The sequence below is a fragment of the Bremerella sp. JC817 genome, from assembly GCF_040718835.1.
Taxonomy (GTDB): Bacteria; Planctomycetota; Planctomycetia; order Pirellulales; family Pirellulaceae; genus Bremerella.
In genome coordinates, this window is sequence record NZ_JBFEFG010000280.1 from 292,853 (window position 1) to 315,307 (window position 22,455).

The window sequence follows — 22,455 nt, forward strand, 5'->3', positions numbered from 1 at the left end:
GATCATGTCGGTAGACACAATCTCCGCAGGCTTGTTCCCCGTGGAGATCGAGTCTTCGACCGGGGAACGATTAAGAGCGTGCCGAAACTCCGTTTTCAAGGTCGCTTTCGGCGTCCGCAGCTTCGCCTTCAGCGAAAGTGGCCGCCACTTGTTTGACTTCCGACTCGTCGGCATGTGCTTCCGAGTTGTCTGCTTTTTCATGCAGCAATTGAATGAAACGGCGAGCCGTTTTCCCCAGTTCCTTGCCTTGCCGAGTGACAATTCCCAGCGGGCGAGAAAGGGGGGCTCCGTCAATGGGCACTGCGACCAGTGATCCGGTTTCGACTTCACGCGTTACCGTATCGATCGGCAGCAGACCGAAACCGGCGTCGATTTCGACGGCCCGCTTGATGGTTTCGATGTTGTCAAATTCCATGACAACTTGAACGTCGGCCCCGGCGGATGAGAGAACGAAATCGATTTCGCGGCGGATCTGCAGACGCGTATCGAAGCCGACCATTCGTCGACCATCGAGTTCGTCCAGCCAGACCGACTCGCGTTCGGCCAGTTCGCTACCGGGTGCGCAGATGAGGAACATCGGTTCCTCGCGCCACATATCGACCTTGATCGTCTTAGAGGCTTTCGGATAGCTGACCAAACCGAAATCGACCTGATCCGTCTCGACCAACTGCACCACCGTGTCGGGATGGTGGTACTGCAGACGGACATTCGCCTTGGGATGCTTGCCCAGGAATTCCTGGACACACGCATTCATGTGGCTGAGGCCGACCGAGTAAATCGAAGCGATGGTGACCTGACCGGCGAGTTCCTTGTGAAACGTGCGAACGTCTTCTTCCAGGGCGTAGTATCGCTGAACGAGCTGACGACACCCTTGGTAGTAAAGTTCGCCTTCAGCGGTCGGCACCAAAGGTCGCTTGGAACGATCAATAAGCTTCACCCCGAGTCGTTCCTCCAATTGGTGCACGACCTGGCTTGCGCCAGATTGCGAAATGCCGTTCTCGTCCGCAGCTCTTGAGAAGCTGCGTTGACCGACAACGTCGCAGAACACCTTGAGGGACTTTACGTGCATGAACGACTTCAGGAAGCGAAGGGGGAACTATGCAGAATTTAGATACTGACGAAATCCAAGATTAAAAACCGAAATGTAAGGTTATTGACCTAGACACGCAGCGTCAAGCATGTCGAGGTTTAAATTCCCTAAGTTTGGCGGGTCCTTCAAATCTCGATTTTCCTAAGTCGTTTTGCTATCACAAATTAACCTTTGTGAATGTGTCCTATTTGACGCCCTCTTGCGACGATAACTGTGCCTTGTTTTCCTTTACGCTTTTGCGCGAGATCGATGGTCAGGTCGCCATAGCGCATGAAAAAGGCACGTGCTAGCACGTGCCTGGTATTAGTGAGAGTTGAATTAGGGCCGCGAATTATCAAACATTCATCAACGGGGACAGCCGGTCGTCAGGAAATTCATCTCTTTCCATAGAAAATCGCGCAGCCACACCGCACGTATGAATTCGCGCCGACTGTGTTTTTACGGCACCTTGTTCGGCACGTACTCGTGATCACGCTTGCGAATCACTTCCGCTTTCAAGATGCGATCGGCAGGCGGACCTGACAGCGCCCCTGGTTCACGACGATTGATCTTCGACAAGATTTCTTTCCCTTCGATCACGCGGCCGAACACCGTATGGCGACCATCGAGGTGAGGTGTCGACTGAAACGTGAGGAAGAACTGCGAGCCACCGGTGTTCTTACCGGCGTGGGCCATGCTGAGCGTGCCAGCAAAGTGATCGCGGGCATCCTTCTCGTAGCATTCGCAGTAGATCTCGTAGCCGGGACCACCGCTGCCGTCCCCCTTAGGATCGCCACCTTGGGCCATAAAGTGCGGCAAAACCCGGTGAAATGACAGCCCATCGTAGAATTTTTTCTCGACCAGACTGACGAAGTTACCCACCGTATCCGGCGCTTCGTTCTCGTACAGTTCGATCACCAGGTCTCCCTTGGTGGTCGTCATTTTCACGCGTGGCAGGTCGTCTGCTTCCGCTTCTTTCTTGCGGAACTCTTCTTCCCGAGCCCACTTGTCCTTCAGCTGCGAAGCCATGACACCGCACTGGCCAACGCGTTCGCTGATCTCGAGCTTCTTTTCCTTCATCTTGTTGAAGGCTTCTTCCGCTTCGGCGAAGTGGTCCGTGCCAAAGGCGGCAACAACCTGGTCGCCCAGAAGTTGGTTCTCGTCGAAACCTTTATCCAGCAGCATGTGGACCATCTTGTAGGCATGCTCGTACGCATCCTTTTCGACCGAGTCGGAAAGGACCTTCGTCAGGAACATGCGGGCATCCGCGTCATCAGGATTCGTATTTAAACGCTCGATGGCGGCCTCTTCGATCTTCGGCAAAAGCTCCATCCCACCTTCCAGGACGTTGGTGTATTCCTGGCGAAGCTTTGGCAGGTCGGCCTCGGGAGCGAGGCGATATTGCTGCTGAATGCTGCGAAGTTCGGTGATCACCGCCTTCCATTCCACCATCAGCTTTTCAAATTGATCCTGAGGGACCGCTGCAGGTGCAGGGCTGGCTGCCGGCTCGCCTGGGGCCTGAGCCAAGAGGGAGGTAGGAACAAAGACAATCGCCAGAATCGCGATCCATTGAAGCCGCATAGACATCGGAAAGGAACTCCTCAGTGCATAGCAAACCCGGGCTGGGTTTACCTTTAGGGTTGGTCGTGTGTCCAGATTCTTTAACACCCGGGGCCCCCGGTCAAGCGGCATGCATGGAAATCGCATCGGTTCTCGGCTTACTTCATCTTAAATACGGAACGCCACCCAGTCGCATGAGGGAGAGCTTCGGCGATCCGTTCGCTCTGTTCTTGGACCGGTTCGACCGTATAGAAGACGTTCGGTCGGTGCGACCGAGCCACCTTTAACAAGGCAGCCACTTTGCGGCGATTGCAGCGGACGTAAATCAGATCGACCGGGCCTTCAACCCCTTCTCCTTCGAAGACCGTGGCCCGGAAACCCTTGCTCCTCAGGGCGTCGACCAGGTCGTGATTCTGCTGAGGCGAAATGATCCGGACCACCACCGAACCCAACGCCAGAAGCCGCTCCAGGCCGATGCCGACCGCATTCCCCACGGCAAAACCGCCGGCGTAAGCGACCATCAGGATCGGACTGTTCTGCACGCCGATAATTACCTGCGAAAGGGCCGCGATCCAGATCAGCACTTCAAAGAACCCCAGCGCGACCGATAAGGCCATGCGGCCTTGGACCACGCATATGGTTCGTAGCGTTCCCAGAGAAACGTCCACCATCCGCACACAAAAGATCAGCAGTGCCAACAGCCAAGGCGGCAGTTCCGAAAGCCACTCCATCGAGTCACCCACACAAACCAAGAACCAAATTAGAAGCGGCACATTCTAACGCGTTACATGACATCAGGGGATGCCGAAGAAGACCTCCTTGAGTCCAAGACGGACATCCACACGGGCCCAAAGCCTAGGACAATTTCCCAGAAATTGTTTAATAATCGTGCGCAACGGGCAAGAACGGCACTCGATGTCCGCAAAATGAAAGGTCGTCCGTGAAACCTTAGCCTGGCGGGACTAGAATCGCGCTTTTCAAGGGCCGCTTCGGCGGCTTGTTTGATCGCCTTCAGCTCTCGCCTCCAGATACGATCGGAGATCCCCATGTCGCTCGCCCGTCGTTCTTTTCTGCAGACTCTCTTGGGTAGCAGCTTTGCCTTGGGTGGACAGCGTTTGCTGGCCGCCTCCGAACCGGAAGCTTCGCCTGAAACCGCAAAGCCATTCACGGTCGCCTTCTTAACCGATACCCATCAGCCTGCTGGCAACCAGGACGTGATGCAGAAGGTGGGTTCGCTGATCGACGGCATCCAGGCCCGCGAAGCCGCTCCTGAGTTGTTCGTCTTCGGGGGCGACAATGTGATGGCGGTCGATGGCCGACAATCGGACGAACAAGCCGACATCCAGTTTCAGCAGTGGCAAGAGAACGTCAACGACCGCCTGAAGGTCCCCAGCCTAAGCTGCATCGGCAATCACGACATCCGCTGGCAAGACCACGACAAAGAGAACCCCGAGTCGTATCGCGAAAAAGACCGAGCCACCAAGACCTATGGCATGCCGGCCCGTTATTACACGGCCAAACATGGCGGCTGGCAGTTCTTCCTGCTCGACACCTTTCAGTACCAAGGCTGCGAAATCGACGAAGCGCAGTGGAAGTGGCTGGAAGAAGAACTCGCCAAGAGCGACTTGCCGGCGGTGGTCGTGACGCACGCTCCGCTGATGTCGGTCACTCATTTCTATGAAGCGTCGACCGACAAAGGAATCGGCAACGGTTACGCGATTCCATCCGGCTGGTCGCCGCAGCGGCTGAACGATTTGCGGCTGCTCTTCCGAAAGTATCCACGTGTAAAGCTTTGCTTGAGCGGCCACATGCACACGGTCGATCGCGTCGACGTCGATGACACGACCTACATCTGCGGTGGCGCGGTCAGTGGAAACTGGTGGACCGAAGGTGGCTACCTCGGCTATCCCAATTGCTGGATCGAACTGAAACTGTTCCCCGACGGTGCCTGGTCGCACCAGCGTCACGAGACCAGCTAGTCTTTGACCCCAGGGCGATTTCCCCAATAAAGGGTGGAGATACTGCGATGATCCGACCCGATCGAATCGCCCACGTGAACGTATCCTGGCGAGAGATCACCACTGGAAAACGAATGATCGAGTGCCAACCCAAACGGGAAGGTTGGCAGCACGTACCATGTCGGCGTCAATTCGATTCCCCGCCGATCTCGGTAAAGCCCGCTGGCCAGTTCAAAGTCGCGGTAGTACGGCGACCAGGGCGTTAAATTGAAGTCACCTATTACGATGGTCGAGTGGTCACCCATTTCGAGCTGCGGCTGCCGAATACGTTCCGCCAACCGTTCTAAATGCTCGTTCCGCGATCGAGCATTCTTTTTGCCGATGGGTGGCAACGGGTGGGTGCCGATCACACGGTAGGTTCTCTCTTCGACCTTGACCACCGCTTCGATCGAGTGGATTGCTTCGTTGAGCTGAAAGACGTCCGACTGCTCGATCGGGTGCTTCGAGTACAACCCAATCCCAAAGTTCCCCTTATCGCTCGGACGAACGATTCGGTGCGGATAGTCGCTCTCGGTGGCCTGGCGGATTTCATCTGCCCAGTGCGCGGTGATCTCGAGCATGATGAAGACGTCGGGGTCTTTCTCGAGCACGCTGTCGATCGCCTGCTGGTAGTTGGCGTTCGACGATTTCACGTTGCAGCAGGCAACCGTGATCATGGGGAAGTTCGCCGAAACGCCTGGCCGCGGCGACGCCGGCAGAAACCAAGGCAGATGAATCATCAGGCAGGCCAACGGCACCAGCATCCAGAGCCAATGCCGATAAGCACCACAGATCAATACCAGCAGGAGGGCGGCCAACTGTTGTTGGACACGAAGATTGGCCAGGATGTCGGCGATCCAATGTTCGCGGGCAAACCCGGTGACCAACGTTGCCGCGGCCAGCAATACAATGACGAGCGTGGAATAGATCCAACCGCGACGCAAGATCGCGTCTTTCCAGAATGATGCGGGAGGGGCGTCGTTCATCATCAAGCCTTTTACGACTCGATTTCGTACTCTTTCAGCTTCTTATGCAGCGTGTTGCGATTGATCCCCAATCGCGTCGCGGCCTTCGTTTGCACGTTGGCACAAGCCGACATCACCTGCACGATCAGCTCTTTTTCGACGCGATTCACAACGCGGTTATGCAGATCCTCGGCGTCCGTATCGGCGTCCTGCAAACCTTGCTGGACAACCTCGAAGGCCAACGTGTCGAAGTCCGCGACACCGCGTCCCAGGCTCATGGCCGAGCGGTTGTCGCCGGTCCGAATTTCAGGCGGCAATAGATCAAGCGTTAGTTCGTCACCTTCCGCCAGAACGACGGCTCGTTCGACATAGTTTTGCAGTTCACGCACGTTGCCCGGCCAGTTGTGATCTTGCAGGGCTTCCATCGCTTCGCGCTGGATGTGAACGACATGCCGATCGTTGACTTCGCTGTAGACATTCAGGAAGTGAGCGACCAGTTCAGGGATGTCTTCGCGACGTTCGCGGAGGGGCGGGATACGAATCGGGACGACGTTTAGACGCCAGTACAAGTCTTCGCGGAACTTGCCTTCACCCACCTCTTCCAGCAGCAAACGGTTACTCGCAGCGATCACGCGGGTATCGACACGAATCGTGGCGGTATCGCCGACGCGTTCGAACTCGCGTTCTTGCAGCACCCGCAGCAACTTCACTTGCAGGTGAAGCGATGTCGAGTTGATTTCGTCGAGGAAGATCGTACCGCCGTGGGCTGCTTCAAAACGACCGGTTCGATTGCCAATGGCTCCGGTAAACGCGCCCCGTACGTGACCGAACAGTTCGCTCTCGAGCAGGCTTTCGCTCAACGCACCACAGTTCACCTTCACGAATGGTCCCGACGCACGGCCACTCAGACGGTGGACGGCCGAGGCGATCATTTCCTTACCGGTACCTGTTTCCCCAAGCAGCAGAACTGAAGCGTTGGTCTGGGCGACTTTCCTGGTAAGACGATAGACATCCCCCATCGCCTTACTCGAGCCGATCAGGCCCGGGATAGGTGGTTCGTAGCCCAGGGGTGAATAGTCCTGGGTGTAACTGGATGTCGTTTCGGAATACAGTCCCATTGCTAACCTACGGGCCGATCTTGGCCGGTTGGTCGAAACGAACGTCTTGGGTCGGCGCCTCGATGATGTCCAGAATTTGTCCCAGGACGGCCTGCGTGTCGGAGTCCAATTTCTCCGAAGCATTGTATCGGTCGTACTGAGTGATAATCTGATCTTTCGACAACAAAATACCTCGTCGCGAAATCGCGTCTTTCAACGCTTCGACCGAGGCCTGACGAATCGCGAGGGGATGGAACGGGTCGCTGGCGTAGTCAATCAAAGCGACCTGGGCGGCTGGCGTCGCCAACTTGCCCAACAGCTTTGCCACGTCCAAAGCGACGCTGTCGTCGACCAAACGACGAATGGCGATCTCTTCCAGTTTAAGGAAGTTGTAGTAGTTGTAATCTTCTTCCGCGTCGAGCATTCGCGTGATCTGCGAAACGGCAAACTCGGCGTCGGCTTCCCGTTCTTCCGCCGAAACGAGCAAGCGTCCCTGCGAACGATAAAGATGCTGCAGCTGGAAGATGAAGCCCTCGGTATCGTTCGGGCGAATCATCACATGCGTCAGCGGATCGTTTTCGGTACGGGTTTCGAATTGGCTGACCTCTTCGATCGGCGAGATCAAACCGATCGGAAGATCGCCGGTTCGACGATCCTTTCGCAGGACCTGAACGGTTTCCATCACCGAAGGACGTGCCAGCGGTTTGCTGATGAAAATGGCTTCGACATCTGGCGACGAGTAGGCCGCTTTGAAGAGCTCGGCACCACCGGCGGTGACCAGTGGTTCCAGTCGCAGCTCTGCCAATAGCGAACCCATTTCCTGGGCACGTTGCTGCTGCAGCTCACCGATCACGATCAATCGCTTGCCTTGCGAGTTCGCCATAAAGCCCAGTGCGTCGAGCAACTCGGCCGAGCCGGCATACGGCGTCTTCGGATCGATCTCAAGGATCGCCTTCGCGGCAGCGCGACGCACGCGATAGACGGGCGACTGGAGGGCTCGCGCCAGTTGACTCAGATTACCATCGACTGCCAGCAGCAGATCCGCATTCTTGGTTGCGCCCAGCTGTTCGCAGGCAATCACCGAGGCATGAGCATACTTGCGGCCTTCGAGCGAACGCTTGAGCGCGGCCTCGACCACTTCGATGCCGTGGGCGGCGACCAACTGCTTCAGCAACTCGTCTGATTCTTCCAGCACCCCAATCCGCTGCATCTCGGCCAAGGTGCTCAGCATTTGAACTTCAGGGTTCTCACCGTCGATCGCATACAGATCGTGTAAGAGCTGACCTGCGACGACCACGTTGGCATCGGTCGCCGGCAGTTGATGGACTTCAACCTGCTTGGAGTCAGGGTTCCAACTCCAAAGATCGACCTCACCTTCCGCGTTGAGCGGGAACATCGGGGCGCCGTCGAGATAAGCGTTGACTCGCTTGGCCAGATAGGCCTTCGCTTCGGCCGTATCGGGTCGGTGGGCGACCACGTCGTCGAGATACAAACCGATCGCTTCTTTCAACTCGGCGTTGTCAGTCGTCACGAAGCTGCCCACGAGGAACGGCATCGCGGACTTCAATTGCATCTGACGAGCAACGTCGGCCAACTCGGCGACCAGGTGCGGGTCGTCACTATCAACCGCCGCCAACACTGGAGGATGCATGACCTGACCGAAGTGGACGAGAACCTTCTTGACCGCTGGGTATTCTGCTTCGCGGGCAGGATCGGCCAACACTGCGAACAAGGGATTCGCGGCAGCGGTACCCGCATCGATCAATTGACGAGCCGCCTTCGACTTCGCCGTGATATCGGAACTGGCCAACTGATCGACCGCCGTCTTGAGACGCGTTGGATCGTGCAGATAGGCCTGCAATTTATCGAGCAACAGCGTCGAAGCCTTGCCACCTTCCGGTTGAATGGTATCGAGCGTTTGCAATCGCACGAACTGAGCACTGCCGAGCTTGCGCTGGGCAGCCCAGACTTCTTCACCGGTGGGATCGTTGTCGATCAGCTTTTGCAGATACGCCTTACTCAGATCGGTTCGATCAAGATCGGCGGTCACGAGAGCCGCTCGGACCAGATCGGCAACGGTTGTCGGGTTCGACTCTTTAATTGCTTGGATGGCCGCCGTATCGACCGGAGGCTGTGCCGCGGGCTGTTCCGTCTGCTGAGCTGCCCCATCGCGCACGATGGACAATCCCAGTAGGGCCGCAAGAATCAAAGCAATCTGGAAGAAACGTTGCATCTGAGTTTTCGCAAGGTTAGTAGGATGGCATCTCGACTAAAAATGCCTGGTCCTTGGCACGGGAAAAGTCCTGAGCGGTCAGCTCAATTCTAATTGCTCCTTCCAGCGAACCACTTGCTTTTTCACTTCGCCGGGGGAAGTCGAGCCGTAGCTACGGAATGCAGCGACCGCTTTGGCGACCCCCAAGACGTCATAAACAGATTTATCGAGCGATTCGTTAACAGCCGTAAATTCATCCAACGGCAAATCAGCCAAACGGCAACCTTTGTCCATCGCGGTGGCGACCAGACTTCCAATCTGATGATGGGCGGTCCGCTGGGGGGTTCCTTTGCCGATCAAGTACTCCATCAACGTGGTCGCATCAAGGAAGCCATCTTCCAGACGCGAGTTGATCGATTCGACATTCAACTGGGCCCCTTCGACAATCGAAGCCGCCAGGTCGAGCGATCGATGGACGGTGTCGACCGAATCGAACAGCCGTTCTTTGTCTTCTTGCAGGTCGCGGTTGTAAGCCAGTGGCAGACCTTTGATCAGAACCAGCAAGGCCTGCAGGTTCCCAATCACGCGGGCCGACTTGCCACGAATCAATTCACAGACATCCGGATTGATCTTCTGCGGCATGATCGAACTGCCGGTGCAGAATTGCTGCGGAATCTTGATGAACTTGAATTCGACACTGGACCACAAAACCCATTCATCGGCCCAAACACTCAAGTGCTCCGCGATCATTGTCAGGCAGAACGCATATTCCACCAGAAAATCACGGTCACTCGAAACGTCGATACTGTTCGCCGCCACCGCTTCAAACTCGAGACGGCGTGCGACATTGTCGCGATCGATCGGAATCGTTGTCCCCGCCAGGGCAGCGGTGCCCAAGCTGCAGACATTCACACGACGCCGACAATCGGCCAGGCGTTCGCGGTCACGCTGAAACTTCTCGGTATAAGCCAGCCAATAGTGAGGTGCCAAAACCGGCTGGGCTCGCTGCATGTGCGTATAAGCAGGCAGGATCACGTCCATGTCGGCTTCGCATCGCCCGACAAATGCCTTCTGCAAACCTTCCAGCAGCTTGTCGGTCTGGTCGATCGCATCGCGAACCCAGAGCCGGGCATCGGTCGAAACCTGATCGTTTCGGCTTCGTCCGGTATGCAATTTACGCCCCACGTCACCCAAACGAGCGACCAGAGCGCTTTCGATGTTCATGTGGACATCTTCCAGTTTCTCGTCGAACTGGAACTCGCCATTTTCGATCTCGCCCTTAATTAGCGCCAGGGCGGTAGTAATTTGAGTTGCCTCGTCTTGAGTCAACACACCGACATCGGCCAGCATTTCTGCGTGCGCAATCGATCCACGGATGTCCTGGGCGTACAGCCGGTGGTCGAAGCTGATGCTTTCGGTGAACTTTTCGACCCGAGCGTCGACTGCGGAGCTAAAAACGCCGCTTTGAGAGGGGCTGTTCCGGGACAAGGGTGCCTCAGAATTATGCAAGGTTGGGAGTGCGGTCAGAACCGTAAAACACTTTAAATGCTAAGTGGATCGGTGTGGACTGTCAACGCGCCAGACTAGCAGCTGCGCAGTAATTAAGCATTGAACGGAAGTTATTAACGGGCATTGATTGATACAGCCGGAATGATGCGCGCAATCGACCAGCAGCCGGTCAGTTCTGGGGCCTCCCGCCTAAAGAGCGCGCCGCGGAGGCCTGGCAGAGAATTTTGAGGTTTCTTTACCAGTTTCGCCAAACGCCTTGCTTTGGCCACCTTCGCTTGGCATTTCTAGTTTCGCACTCCTGTTTTTCTGCCTCAATGGATTGCGGTTTCTCCGCAGCATCCGAGATTCCATCCCTTTTGGAAGCTTTCTGCCCCTTGTTATCGCTTCGAACGTGGGGTTAAATTGGTGGGATTTTGCACCTTGATCCGACGCAGACAAGGGTAGAAATACGCCTGTGCTGCCCCTTAACTTAAGCTAAGGACTGAGCCCCCAGTGCCGCGACGCGACGATATCAAAAAGATCTTGATCATTGGTTCCGGTCCCATCGTGATCGGCCAGGCTTGCGAGTTCGACTATTCGGGTACTCAGGCCTGCAAAGCGCTTCGAGAAGAGGGGTACGAGGTGGTGCTGGTGAATTCCAACCCAGCCACCATCATGACCGATCCCGATACGGCCGATGCGACGTATATCGAACCGCTAACACCTGACATTCTGGAAAAGGTCATCGCCAAGGAACGTCCTTGCGCGTTGCTGCCAACGCTGGGCGGCCAGACCGGCTTGAACCTGGCAATGGATCTTTCCAAGGCCGGGATCCTCGACAAATACGGCGTCGAAATGATCGGTGCCCGCGCCGACGTGATCGCCAAGGCGGAAGAACGCGAACAGTTCAAGCAGGCGATGGGCAAGATCGGCCTGGAAGTCTGTCGTGGTGCCACCGTCCACACGGTCCAGGAAGCCCGAGCCGTTCTGGAAGAAGTCGGTTTGCCAGCCGTTGTTCGCCCAAGCTTCACGCTGGGTGGCTCAGGCTCGAGCATCGCCTACAACCGCGAAGAATTCGACAGCCTGGTCCGCAACGGCCTCGATCAGTCTCCCGTTACGGAAGTGCTGATCGAAGAGTCGATCATCGGCTGGAAAGAATACGAAATGGAGGTGATGCGCGACAAAGACGACAACGTCGTGATCATCTGCTCTATCGAAAACTTCGACCCGATGGGGGTCCACACCGGCGACTCGATCACGGTTGCCCCAGCCCAGACGCTGACCGACAAAGAATATCAGCGCATGCGTGACGCCTCGTTGGCAGTCATCCGCGAGATCGGTGTCGAAACGGGGGGCTCCAACATTCAGTTCGCCACCGATCCGAACTCGGATCGTATGATCGTCATCGAAATGAACCCACGTGTGAGCCGCAGTTCGGCTCTCGCATCGAAGGCCACCGGCTTCCCGATCGCCAAGATCGCCGCCAAGCTGGCCGTTGGCTATCGCCTGCACGAATTGCCGAACGACATCACCCGCGAAACGCTCGCCTGCTTCGAGCCTTCGATCGATTATGTCGTTACCAAGATTCCACGGTTCGCCTTCGAGAAGTTCCCGGAAGCGGACAGCACGCTGACGACCCAGATGAAGAGCGTCGGCGAAACGATGGCGATCGGTCGAACCTTCAAGGAATCGTTCCAGAAGGCTTTGCGTGGCCTGGAAGTCGGACGCTTCGGCTTTGGCTGCGACGGCAAAGACCTTTGGGGCACCGACGAACAGCCATCCGAAGACGAAATTCGCGCGAAGCTGGCCAAGCCAAACGCCGAACGTCCCTGGTACCTTCGCTACGCCCTGAAGTCGGGCATGTCGGTGGAACAGCTCTACGACATCACCGGCATCGACCCCTGGTTCTGCGACCAGATGAAGCAGCTGGTCGAATGTGAAGACGAAGTGGCAGCTGTCGGCGACATCTCGAAGCTGAGCAACGAACAACTGCTGCAAGCCAAACGCTGGGGCTTCTCCGATCGCCAACTGGCCACGCTCCTGCGAAGCAGTGAGCTGGAAGTTCGTAGCGAACGCAAGAAGCGTGGCATCGTCGCGACCTTCAAGTCGGTCGATACGTGTGCCGCCGAGTTCGAGGCCTACACGCCTTACTACTACTCGACCTACGAAATCGAAGACGAAGTTCCGGTCAAAGCAGAAGGCCAGAAGCGAATCATGATCCTGGGTGGCGGTCCGAACCGCATCGGCCAGGGGATCGAGTTCGACTACTGCTGCTGCCATGCCTCGTTCGCCCTCCGCGAAATGGGTATCCAGTCGGTGATGGTCAACAGCAACCCAGAAACGGTCAGTACCGACTACGACACGTCGGACCTGCTGTTCTTCGAGCCGCTGACTACCGAAGACGTGCTGAACATCTGCGACCGCGTTCAACCTGATGGCGTGATCGTGCAGTTCGGCGGTCAAACGCCTTTGAATCTGGCACGCGGCCTGGCAACGGCCGGTGTTCCAATCATCGGTACCAGCGTCGATACCATCGATGCCGCCGAAGACCGCGAACAGTTCCAGCAACTGCTCAACCGTTTGAACCTGAAGCAGCCCGCCAACGCGATCGCTCGCAACATGAGCCAGGCCCGAGCTGAAGCCGCTAAGGTTGGTTATCCCGCCCTGGTTCGCCCGAGCTTCGTGCTGGGTGGCCGTGCCATGGAAATCTGCTACGACGACAAGCAGTTCGAGCGATTCGTCGCCGAAGCGTTCCTGGTCGCTCAAGGCCAGCCAGTGCTGATCGACCGCTTCCTGGAAGACGCCACCGAAGTCGATGTCGACTGCATCAGCGACGGCGATACGGTCGTCGTTGCCGGTGTCATGGAACACATCGAAGAAGCAGGCGTGCACAGTGGTGACTCGGCTTGCGTGATTCCGCCTTACAGCCTGCCAGGCCCGGTCGTTCAAGAGATTCGCGAAGCGACCATCGCCATGGCCAAGTACCTGAAGGTGGTCGGCCTGATGAACGTTCAGTTCGCGGTCAAAGCGGAAGACGGCAAGATGAACGTCTACGTTCTGGAAGTGAACCCACGTGCCAGCCGTACCGTTCCTTTCGTTGCCAAAGCGACCGGCATGCCGGTCGCTAAGATTGCCGCCAAGGTGATGGCTGGCTGCACGCTGGCCGAACTTGGTATCACTGGCGAACCTATCCCGGCTCACGTTTCGATCAAAGAATCGGTCTTCCCGTTCCGCAAGTTCCCTGGCGTCGACATTGTCCTCGGCCCTGAAATGCGATCGACGGGCGAAGTGATGGGGATCAGCGAACGTTTCTCGATGGCATTCGCCAAGTGCCAATTGGCAGCCGGCGTTGTGCTGCCGAAGCCAGACGATGGCAAGATCTTCGTCAGTGTTTCCGGTCGTCACAAAGATCAGATCGCCGACATCTCGCGTCGCCTGAAAGACCTTGGCTACGAACTGCTGGCCACCGATGGTACCGCGCGTCGTCTGGAAGAAGCAGGCGTCCCCGCCCAGCGGATCAAGAAGCTGGCCGAAGGACATCCGAACCTGCTCGACCTGATGATCGATGGGGCGGTATCGCTGGTGATGAATACACCAAGCGGAAAGGGTGCCCGAACCGACGAAGGCCGCATTCGTGCCGCCGCCGTCCAGCATGGCATTCCATGTATCACGACCATCCAAGCCGCTGAAGCCGCCACCAAGGCGATGGAAGCTTTGCGTGAAGAAGGCATGGAAGTCGAGTCGCTGCAAGACCGCTTCAAAGCAGTCCACATCCACCAGACGACCTAGCGTTTGCTCACCAGCCTCACGCTGGACGAACTAAAAAACCAAATGGTCTGGCAGACACCATGCTGCCAGGCCATTTTTGTTTGCCGGATCGTCCCTCTTTGAAGCCAATCGAGCCTCATAGGCCCAACTCTCTTCGACGACGTTTTCTAGTCACCCTCTTTTAATAGGGGGTTCTTCTTGATCACGATCGGCGGTTTTTCGAGTGCCATTGCGGCGTTCAGCTCGATAAAGTGTTGCCACTGTTCGGGCACATCTTCTTCGGGGAAGATCGCCTCCACAGGGCACTCCGGCTCGCAGGCCCCGCAGTCGATGCAGGTTTCTGGATCGATATAGAGCATCGTTTCCCCTTCCCGAAAGCACTCGCAGGGGCAAACCGTCACACAGTCGGTATATTTGCAGCCGTCGCACGGAGAGGTAACCACGAACGCCATCAGAACCTTCCTTTCTCTTGGGTGTCTACAATTCAGGAAGCCAAATGACTTCCCTGGATGTAGGTACATTCCGATTCCCTCGCTCTGCGGCCACGCCAAGGGAACTTTTTTGAAAGAATCCGTTCGTGCCTTCGCTCCGTAGCTTCGACCAACTGAACTCAATCGAGCTCCTGAACCTGTTAGAAAATCAGGTCGCTGGGGCCTCGAGCGAGATCTTTCGTCGCTACTGGCCCAGGCTTCTGCCATTGATTCGCCAGAACCTGTCGGCTCAACTGCGGCAGCGTGTCGATGCGGAAGACGTAGCTCAGTCGTCTCTGCGAAGCTTCTTCGTCCGGGCCCGCGACCGGCAATTTCGCCTTGACCACGGAGGAGATCTTTGGCGACTGCTGGCTGCCATCTCCGTGAACAAAGCGAGAAAGCAAGCACAAAAGCATACCGCCGCGAAACGCAGCATCATGCAAGAAGTGATCGCGAATCCAACGGAGTTGCCACGACATTTCAGCGAAGCGGTGACACCAAGCCAAGCGATCGCCATCAAAGAGATTGTGGATCAGCAGCTGACGAAACTGCCGCCAGAACAGATTGATGTGCTGACGCGGTATCTTGCAGGCGAGTCGCTGGCCACCATCGCTCAGAGAAGTGACATACCACCCCGAACACTCCGCCGCTGGGTGCAACACTTTCGAGAATCGCTCGAGCATTCGTTGATCGATGTCGCTTTGCCCATTCAGCGACCGAGCACCACGCTTGCCTGGGAAGACTACCTCTTGAAGCAGCACGTGGGCAGTGGTGGATTCGGCAAGGTTTATCGTGCGGTCGAAAAGAAGCGACAACGCACCGTCGCAATCAAGTCACTCCATAAACGACTGCAGCAAGACCAGATGGCTGTCGCGTCGTTTATTCAAGAGGCGAGACTGCTGGCCAAGATCCATCACCCAAACGTTGTCGGCGTGCATGGCCTGGGACAATATCCTGGCGGTAGCTACTTTCTCGTTCTCGATTGGATCGATGGAGAAGACCTTCAACAGAAGTTGAACCGCGGTGAATCCCTCGAACTCGATGCCTTGCGTATTGTTCGCCAGGTCGCCATTGCAGTTCGCGCGGCACACCAGGCCCAGATCATTCATGCCGATTTGAAGCCGAGCAACGTGCTCGTATCTCGGAGCGGTGGGATTCACATCACTGACTTCGGATTGGCTACGCTCCGAAGCCAAGGCTCACACGCGATCTTACCGCGTGGCGGAACACTGGCTTATCTCGCACCAGAACAACTGGACGATGCCCCGCTCGACTTTCATGCCGACAATTATGGAATCGGTGGGCTGTTCTTCACGCTTCTGACCGGAAGACCACCTCGCGTGGGTACCACCGCCGAGATCACTCAGCAACTAAAATCAGGCCAGCCTCTGACTTGGCCCAAGACGACCTATTCAGGCGAAACCATTCCGCCGGACGTGCTTCGATTCCTGCAGACCTGCCTCGCGTTTGCTCCAGACGAACGGTTCGCGAGCGTTGATCAACTGCTGGCCGCCTTGGCGAAACTATCGTGGCCAAAGTATTCCTGAGGCCTGCCTACTTCAGCGACGCTTCAAAGTCTTTCACTTTTTGTTCGACACCACGCTGAAAACCGGCAGGTTCGTTCTCGGCCATCTTCTTCATCTGCGGAAGGTATGGCTTGGCATCTGGACCGAACTTGATGATCGCGTCCAGAGCCGTGTGACGAACGAAGCTGTCATCGGACATGAGTAGAGGTGCCATCGACGGCAAGGCAGCCTTGGAGGAGGGTGCCAACTTGCCAAGAGCCTCAAGCGTGGCTTGCCGGGCGTCTCCGTCGGCCAGAAGCTTTGGTGCCGCCTTGGCTAAAGCAGGCCCGGCCGACTTCATTTCGCCTAAGCCTTTGAGCACCCTGTAAGCGACCTCTGGTTGCTTGAGGGCGAACCCAACCAGCGGCTCTACCACCTGGTCTTCGACCGTCGGGCCCATCTTCAGTAAAGCATCCGCGGTGTAGTGCGTCGCTTCTGGCCCTTCGATCTGGGCGATCACCAACTTGATGAGCGGGATCGACTTCGGGCCCAACTGCTGGATCGCTTCCATCAACGTCAGGTCGTCGTCTCCTTCTTCCAGTCGCTTCCGTAGTTCGGCGATGACTGGCTGGGCATCCACATTGTCCGGAGCGGCCAGGGTTGCGGCGGCTTTGACCGCTTCGGAATCCTCCACCTTCAACAGCGTCGCGATGCACAGCTCTGGTTCGCAGTTGATCTTGGCGACCGCCTTGATTGCTTCTCGGCTGACATAGTCATTCTCGGACTGGACCAGCTTCAGCAACTGAGGGATTGCGGGCTTGGCCTTCTGGCCCATCTGAGCCAATGCGTTCGCAGCCCAACGCTGGGCATAGACCTTTTCGTCTTCGGTTGCCTTGATCAACTCAGCGATGGCTTGATCGGGACTGACAAGCTGATCGGCGTTGCTTTCCACCCAACGCATCGAGTCGATCCGGGTGCCTGAGAAATAAGCCCCGTTAATCGAAGCAAGCATGACCGGTTCCATCGGTTCGACAGGCATGCCCCAGTATCGCAAGACAAACATCGCGGCGGCACGAATGCCTGGCGCTAACATCTCGTCGGTGGCAATCACCTTGATCGGAGCGACCAACGGCTCCCAGTTCTTCTTACCGTCAGAGTCCTCGCGAAGCTTGTCGACCCATTGCAGCGAGAGAACAGCAATCTCACGCTGGGCATCGGTCAGCTTCGCGTCGTTGATCGTGCTCAGAATTGCTGGCACCGAGTCGAGTTGCAACTGACGCAAACCGACGACCTGGATCGATTCGCTGCGGATTGCTTCATCGACCAGGGCCAGGTATACCGATTCTGCTTCGACCGGATACTTGGCCAGCGCCGTCGCCGCCGCTTGCCGAACGTCGCGATCGCCATCTTCGGCCACCGATTTCTTTAAAGGATCGATCGCGATCGGAAACTTCGGATCGCAATTCCCCAGGGCTTCGGCCGCGCTGCGACGAAGCGAGTTCGTGTCGGAGTTCAACAGACTATCGACCATCATTTTGACGATCTTCTCACTGGTCGGTCGTGCCTTGCCCAGGGCTTCCAGACAAACGCCGCGGAGGAACTCACTATCTGCGTTTTCGGTGACTGCGATCATTCGTTCGATCACTTCTGGCGAACACTTCGGCAAGAAGCCTGCTCCGCGGACCGCCATTTCGGCCAGACGATCTGGCTTGTCGCGCGACATGAGCATGATCAGTTCTTTTTCACAGCCAAGCCGTCCGAGCGTTTCGCAGGCGTAGTATTCCTGATCGTTCAGTGCGTCGAAGACAATCACCGGAACGACTGGCAGCGATGCTTCGCCGATCTTGGCAAACGTTGAAATATCCATGCTGTAAAATAGGTCCTTTTCCTGCTGCATGAGCCTTAAATGTCGACGCGTCAGGTAAGGCACCGCAGGTGCAGCCTTCGGACCGAAGGCCTCAATGACGCTGGCAATCGCATGATTCGTTTCTTGATTGGTTTCGACGTCGAGTTGATTTACCAGTTCCCCCAAGGCAGCCTCGGCACCATCATCTCGCAAGTTGGAAAGCGATAACGCAGCACGCTCCCGAACTCCGGGATCTGGATCGGATAGCGCTGCCCGCAGAGCCAAGATCGCCAGCGGCTGCGACTTCTTGTCGACCAGCCAGATCGAATTGGCCGCTTCCTTGCGAACCTCGGCCTGAGGAAACCTCAGCAGCCCACGCCCGAGGGCTTTCACGGCATCCTTCGTTCCGAGGCTATCGTTGATCGCATTGATCAACTCGTCCGATTGCTTGGCGTTGGGGTCTTCTTTACCAGAGAACGCGGGCGGAGCCTTCGGGACGCCAGGGATAACCAGTGGAGGCAAATCGGCCAGCTTTTCGACCCACGCATCGTAGAAGCCTTCAGCCGTTGGATCTTGCAGCACATCCGGCGACAGGGCATAGAGCGACGGCGAAGACAAGACGATGGCAATGAAGACGACGACCCAGCGAAGCATGGAACGGCCTGCGACTCTTTCGGGGAGGAAGGGTAGGATGCGGGTCAGTTTAAACAGGCGGCTTGCGCATCTCAAACAGTTTCCCGACTGGTTCGACTCACATCGCCAAAATGGCGAACCTTTGTGGTAGTTTTGTTGTCCGGCCGGTTTCTACCGGCATCCATCTTTCCATTTCCGTTCGCCTGGTTACCCACGGAGTTCCCCATGGACGTTCGTCACTTCAATCGCGATGCGTGGAACCGCCAGGTCGAATCGAACGATCGTTGGACGATCCCCGTCAGCTCCGAAGAGATCGCCCAAGCCAGGGCAGGGGAGTGGTCGCTGATCCTGACTCCGACCAAACAGATTCCACGAACGTGGTTTCCGGCGACCATGACTGGCGTGAAGATCTTATGCCTTGCCTCAGGGGGTGGTCAGCAAGGACCGATCCTGGCGGCAACCGGGGCAGAAGTCACCGTGCTGGACAACTCACCCAAGCAACTCGCCCAAGACCAACTCGTCGCCGAGCGTGATTGTTTGACTCTGGCAACCATCGAGGGAGACATGGCCGACCTGAGTGCGTTCGCCGACGAGTCGTTCGACCTGATCTTTCACCCCTGCTCGAACTGCTTTGCCGAGAACATCCTACCCGTCTGGCGAGAAGCGTTTCGCGTGCTGAAGCCTGGTGGCGAACTACTCGCGGGCTTCTGCAATCCGCTCCGCTTCCTCTTCGACGAACGAGCCCAGGAAGAAAAGCAGGAACTGGTCGTCCGTCACGCACTGCCATATTCTGATCTGACCAGCCTGACCGAGGCCGAACGCGAACAAGCGATGCAGACCCGGCCGCTGGAATTTGGTCACACGCTCGCCGACCAGATCGGTGGCCAACTTCAAGCAGGCTTCCATCTGATTGACTTCCTGGAAGACCGCTTTGACGAGACCGATATGATCTCGCGCTACATCGACACCTTCATCGCGACGCGTGCCCGTAAGCCCTAATCGATCACCGGCAGGGGATTGGCTCTTTCGGTCTGGCACTGCATCAGCAGTCGCACGTTCTCGTAGGCCGTTTCCCAGTTGCCGGTGTTGGTCTGCTGAACGATCTGCTGAAGCCAGTTCGATTCTGCAGCATTCAACTCACCAGCTTCTTCCGATTGCGTGATCATCTGCGAGATCTTCGCCACGCGGGCCTGGCTGCGACCGCTACATGCGGAGCTAAGGGCCATCGCATAGTCGTAGCCCTTCCGGCCGATCTCGCCGTAAGCTGGCCGCTGCAGCCAATAGCCAACGGCGACCAGCAAAATCAGGACTATCGATCCCAATACGATCCATCGAGATGCATTCGCAGGCATAGCTAAAACCCTCGCGACTGAATGACTTCGCCTTCGTTCATGCTGGCCAACTCGGCCGCCAAGATCAGGTCGATCGTTTCTGGCTGAAAGCCGACCGAACCATCGCCATACATCACGTTGCCGCCGCCAGGATGCTCGGAATACATCTGGCCAACGTGTAGCGTCGGATAGTTCATCGGGTGAATGATCGGGCTGCCGGTGATATCGAGTTCGCCTCCTGAAGGGCCGACGTGCATCATCACCAGTGTGGCGGCCGCATCAGGTCCATTCTCTGGTGTTAAAAACCGAGGATGCGTGAACGCCCCCGGCACGACGCCAACCCAGGTTTTGTCGCTTAGCTTCGAGGAGTGCTCGCTGATGAACAGCGTGTTGGTCGTTCCGTCGGTGATGTCGCGAAAACGGACGCGTGAATTGCGATAGAACGGTCCATCGGCAACCTTCGACGCGTCGCCATGAATCGTAACAGTCTTGGTGGTTCCTGCATAAATGTCGGTGAAGACCAGCCCGCTCGCCGAGGAGCCACATTCGCCCCAGCACGACTCTTGCCCGTGACTGGCCAAGTAATGGGAACGACCAACGACAATTGGATCGCCAAATCGAGTCAACGCGCCCGCCGCTTCATCGCGAAGAGTGAACGGTTCCGTTTCTCCACTGACGGAAGGGCAGAGGAAACCGGTCAGTGGCGTAGCGATGGCCGCGCGATTGGTTGCGTTCCAAATGGGACTTCGCCAGTCGATCGCATCGGCTACGTTGCCCTGCTCCAGGAAGGGTAACAAGAGTGCTCCCCATCCCCAGCCAGGTGCGGCGTCCCACGTATCGCCATCAATCGCTGCCGAACTGGGGCCACTGCCATCCCGCGTTGCGTGACTGATATATCCCGAAGGAAACACGCCATGCGTCGACGCATAGTTATGGATCGCCAAACCGATCTGCTTCAGGTTGTTGGTGCATTGCATTCGCCGAGCTGCCTCGCGGGCTTGCTGCACGGCCGGCAACAAGAGGGCGATCAGCACACCGATGATCGCAATGACAACGAGCAGTTCCACCAGGGTAAACCCGCGAAATGCGCGGGCCTCGAGGTAAATGAAACCAGATTTCCCCAATCGCCAGCGTGTTGGCTGCATCAAATTAGCCTTCTCAAGTATTTGATTTTGAATACTCAAAATACTAGGGCAAAGTAAATCGCCGCGTCAACAGCCAAAACTTATTTTTTGAGATACCAAAATCGGCAGCCTATTTCGGTGAATCGGATTCACTGGGAGAAAGCGGCAGAACAACAGGCATTTTACCGTTAGACGGTGGCGACGAACTCGTGACCGATTTTTACCTGGATGAGGCTGGTCTCGAGATCGAAGTAGATCACCCGACCTGAGGTCCCCCCGACATGTTTCGAGATGACAGGGATGTTGTTCGCCTTGAGCAACTCGAGCGACTTATCGATGTTCTTACGTCCCACTTCCTGGCCCGGAGAGGAGATTTTAAACATGTTCGCCCCGCCGCATACCTTGGCCACGATCGCGCGACGACGGGCTCCATTTGCGGCCAGTTGCTTCAACATTTCTAGGATCGCCGTGTCTACGAAGCGGCCTGGCTGCTTCTGACATCCCTGGCTGTCGCTCAACATGACATGGGCCAACGCACCAAGCTGAGTCTCTTTGCACCATAGTGCGATCCCGACGCAGCTTCCCAGCAGCGTTTCCAGCACATTCGGCGACGCAGATGCGACGATTCCCGCCATTGGGACGCGGATCGAAGTCTTGCTAAGATTCGAGGTTGCCATAGGTCTGCCCTGTCTCTATTAGCGCTCCTACCCCGTAGTATTTGGGGTGCGTGAAACTCTAGCTCACCTCCATTTGGGAAAAGGGTTTCGCCGCCAATTCCTCCCAGTTCTGCGTTGATTACGGGCCGTTTCACGTCGTATTGTCCTGGATCTACCGATTAATCCATTGTTTGCGATTGGTGCCTATATGTTGTTCTTTCATTGAACTTACAACTATGGATATATCCGCGATATCACCTTGTTTTTCGAGTGAATATTGACCTTGCGTTGACTAATTGGTACTAAATACTTTACAAGTTGCTGAGGCTCTGATAACCTCCGCTTGTTTATCCCCTCAAGCATTTGCAAAGAAGAACTATGGCCAAGAAGAAGGCGAAACCAGCGGCGGCCGACGCGAAAGACCGCATCCCGCGAAAGGAACCGTACGACAGCGACCGTATGAGCAACGTGGTCGAACGCCTCCGAGAACAAGCAGGGCGTCTCTCTCAACTCGCACGCACCCTGGATGATGCCGAAATCGACGAAGTCGTCATCGACGGGCATGCGATGCTGCTGCGTGGCTTAAATCAGATCGATAACTTCGCGGACAATGCAGCTCGTGCCGTGCGAGAAGCTCGCACGATGAAGTTCGGTTAAGATCCTCACCCAGGATCTCTCGGACCGGACTCCTTCCAAGTGTCCTCGCTTGAAGGAACTTTTTGCTGCATCCCATC

Annotated in this window: 17 protein-coding genes; 5 read left to right on the forward strand and 12 right to left on the reverse strand. The window is 56.6% G+C overall.

Annotation, left to right across the window (positions count from 1 at the left end; all coding sequences use genetic code 11):
* Nucleotides 1-70 precede the first annotated feature (70 nt).
* From AB1L30_RS19480 to AB1L30_RS19490, 3 genes are all read right to left on the reverse strand, one after another.
* Nucleotides 71-1,069, reverse strand: a complete 999-nt coding sequence (locus AB1L30_RS19480) for a LysR family transcriptional regulator (RefSeq protein ID WP_367015162.1) — start codon at nucleotides 1,067-1,069, stop codon at nucleotides 71-73.
* Nucleotides 1,070-1,528: 459 nt separating this feature from the next.
* Nucleotides 1,529-2,656 (reverse strand): peptidylprolyl isomerase, encoded by a 1,128-nt coding sequence (locus AB1L30_RS19485; RefSeq protein WP_367015164.1) that lies wholly within the window; start codon nucleotides 2,654-2,656, stop codon nucleotides 1,529-1,531.
* A 131-nt stretch (nucleotides 2,657-2,787) separates the two neighbouring features.
* Nucleotides 2,788-3,360, reverse strand: a complete 573-nt coding sequence (locus AB1L30_RS19490) for a DUF5698 domain-containing protein (protein ID WP_345090066.1) — start codon at nucleotides 3,358-3,360, stop codon at nucleotides 2,788-2,790.
* A 315-nt stretch (nucleotides 3,361-3,675) separates the two neighbouring features.
* On the opposite strand from AB1L30_RS19490, the gene AB1L30_RS19495 reads away from it, so the two are divergent.
* A complete protein-coding gene (locus tag AB1L30_RS19495; RefSeq protein ID WP_367015166.1) occupies nucleotides 3,676-4,608 on the forward strand; it encodes a metallophosphoesterase in 933 nt (310 codons plus the stop codon).
* Here the strand turns inward: AB1L30_RS19495 and AB1L30_RS19500 are convergent.
* From AB1L30_RS19500 to argH, 4 genes are all read right to left on the reverse strand, one after another.
* Nucleotides 4,605-5,615, reverse strand: a complete 1,011-nt coding sequence (locus AB1L30_RS19500) for an endonuclease/exonuclease/phosphatase family protein (protein ID WP_367015168.1) — start codon at nucleotides 5,613-5,615, stop codon at nucleotides 4,605-4,607. The two genes, AB1L30_RS19495 and AB1L30_RS19500, sit on opposite strands and share 4 nt — an antisense overlap.
* 8 nt (nucleotides 5,616-5,623) lie before the next feature.
* Nucleotides 5,624-6,709, reverse strand: coding sequence for a sigma-54 dependent transcriptional regulator (locus AB1L30_RS19505; RefSeq protein WP_345090060.1), 1,086 nt, complete (start codon nucleotides 6,707-6,709; stop codon nucleotides 5,624-5,626).
* A gap of 7 nt (nucleotides 6,710-6,716) precedes the next feature.
* Entirely contained in the window at nucleotides 6,717-8,921 is a 2,205-nt protein-coding gene (locus AB1L30_RS19510) for a hypothetical protein (RefSeq protein WP_367015170.1), read from the reverse strand.
* 78 nt (nucleotides 8,922-8,999) lie between these two features.
* Nucleotides 9,000-10,388, reverse strand: a complete 1,389-nt coding sequence (gene argH / locus AB1L30_RS19515) for an argininosuccinate lyase (RefSeq protein ID WP_345090054.1) — start codon at nucleotides 10,386-10,388, stop codon at nucleotides 9,000-9,002.
* A 513-nt stretch (nucleotides 10,389-10,901) separates the two neighbouring features.
* On the opposite strand from argH, the gene carB reads away from it, so the two are divergent.
* Nucleotides 10,902-14,177 (forward strand): carbamoyl-phosphate synthase large subunit, encoded by a 3,276-nt coding sequence (carB, locus tag AB1L30_RS19520; protein ID WP_367015172.1) that lies wholly within the window; start codon nucleotides 10,902-10,904, stop codon nucleotides 14,175-14,177.
* Between the two features lie 146 nt (nucleotides 14,178-14,323).
* On the opposite strand, the gene AB1L30_RS19525 is transcribed toward carB, so the two are convergent.
* The gene (locus AB1L30_RS19525) at nucleotides 14,324-14,608 is read right to left on the reverse strand and encodes a 4Fe-4S binding protein (protein WP_367015174.1); all 285 of its coding nucleotides are present in this window, start codon (nucleotides 14,606-14,608) and stop codon (nucleotides 14,324-14,326) included.
* A 125-nt stretch (nucleotides 14,609-14,733) separates the two neighbouring features.
* On the opposite strand from AB1L30_RS19525, the gene AB1L30_RS19530 reads away from it, so the two are divergent.
* Nucleotides 14,734-16,173 carry a protein kinase gene (locus AB1L30_RS19530; protein ID WP_367015176.1) on the forward strand — a complete coding sequence of 480 codons (1,440 nt, stop codon included), beginning with the start codon at nucleotides 14,734-14,736 and terminating at the stop codon, nucleotides 16,171-16,173.
* 7 nt (nucleotides 16,174-16,180) lie between these two features.
* Here the strand turns inward: AB1L30_RS19530 and AB1L30_RS19535 are convergent, their stop codons facing one another.
* On the reverse strand, nucleotides 16,181-18,631 hold the full coding sequence (locus AB1L30_RS19535; protein WP_367015178.1) for a HEAT repeat domain-containing protein: 2,451 nt from the start codon (nucleotides 18,629-18,631) through the stop codon (nucleotides 16,181-16,183).
* Nucleotides 18,632-18,835: 204 nt separating this feature from the next.
* Between AB1L30_RS19535 and AB1L30_RS19540 the strand changes: the two genes are divergently transcribed.
* Complete coding sequence (locus AB1L30_RS19540) at nucleotides 18,836-19,609, forward strand: class I SAM-dependent methyltransferase (protein WP_367015180.1); 774 nt, start codon at nucleotides 18,836-18,838, stop codon at nucleotides 19,607-19,609.
* Here AB1L30_RS19540 and AB1L30_RS19545 read toward each other — a convergent pair.
* The 3 genes from AB1L30_RS19545 to AB1L30_RS19555 all read right to left on the reverse strand — a co-directional run bounded on the left by AB1L30_RS19545 (nucleotide 19,606) and on the right by AB1L30_RS19555 (nucleotide 21,742).
* The gene (locus AB1L30_RS19545; RefSeq protein ID WP_367015182.1) at nucleotides 19,606-19,932 is read right to left on the reverse strand and encodes a hypothetical protein; all 327 of its coding nucleotides are present in this window, start codon (nucleotides 19,930-19,932) and stop codon (nucleotides 19,606-19,608) included. The two genes, AB1L30_RS19540 and AB1L30_RS19545, sit on opposite strands and share 4 nt — an antisense overlap.
* A gap of 32 nt (nucleotides 19,933-19,964) precedes the next feature.
* Nucleotides 19,965-21,086, reverse strand: a complete 1,122-nt coding sequence (locus tag AB1L30_RS19550; protein ID WP_367015184.1) for a DUF1559 domain-containing protein — start codon at nucleotides 21,084-21,086, stop codon at nucleotides 19,965-19,967.
* A gap of 167 nt (nucleotides 21,087-21,253) precedes the next feature.
* Nucleotides 21,254-21,742 (reverse strand): chemotaxis protein CheD, encoded by a 489-nt coding sequence (locus AB1L30_RS19555; RefSeq protein ID WP_367015186.1) that lies wholly within the window; start codon nucleotides 21,740-21,742, stop codon nucleotides 21,254-21,256.
* 357 nt (nucleotides 21,743-22,099) lie between these two features.
* On the opposite strand from AB1L30_RS19555, the gene AB1L30_RS19560 reads away from it, so the two are divergent.
* A complete protein-coding gene (locus tag AB1L30_RS19560; protein WP_367015188.1) occupies nucleotides 22,100-22,378 on the forward strand; it encodes a hypothetical protein in 279 nt (92 codons plus the stop codon).
* Nucleotides 22,379-22,455: the final 77 nt, after the last annotated feature.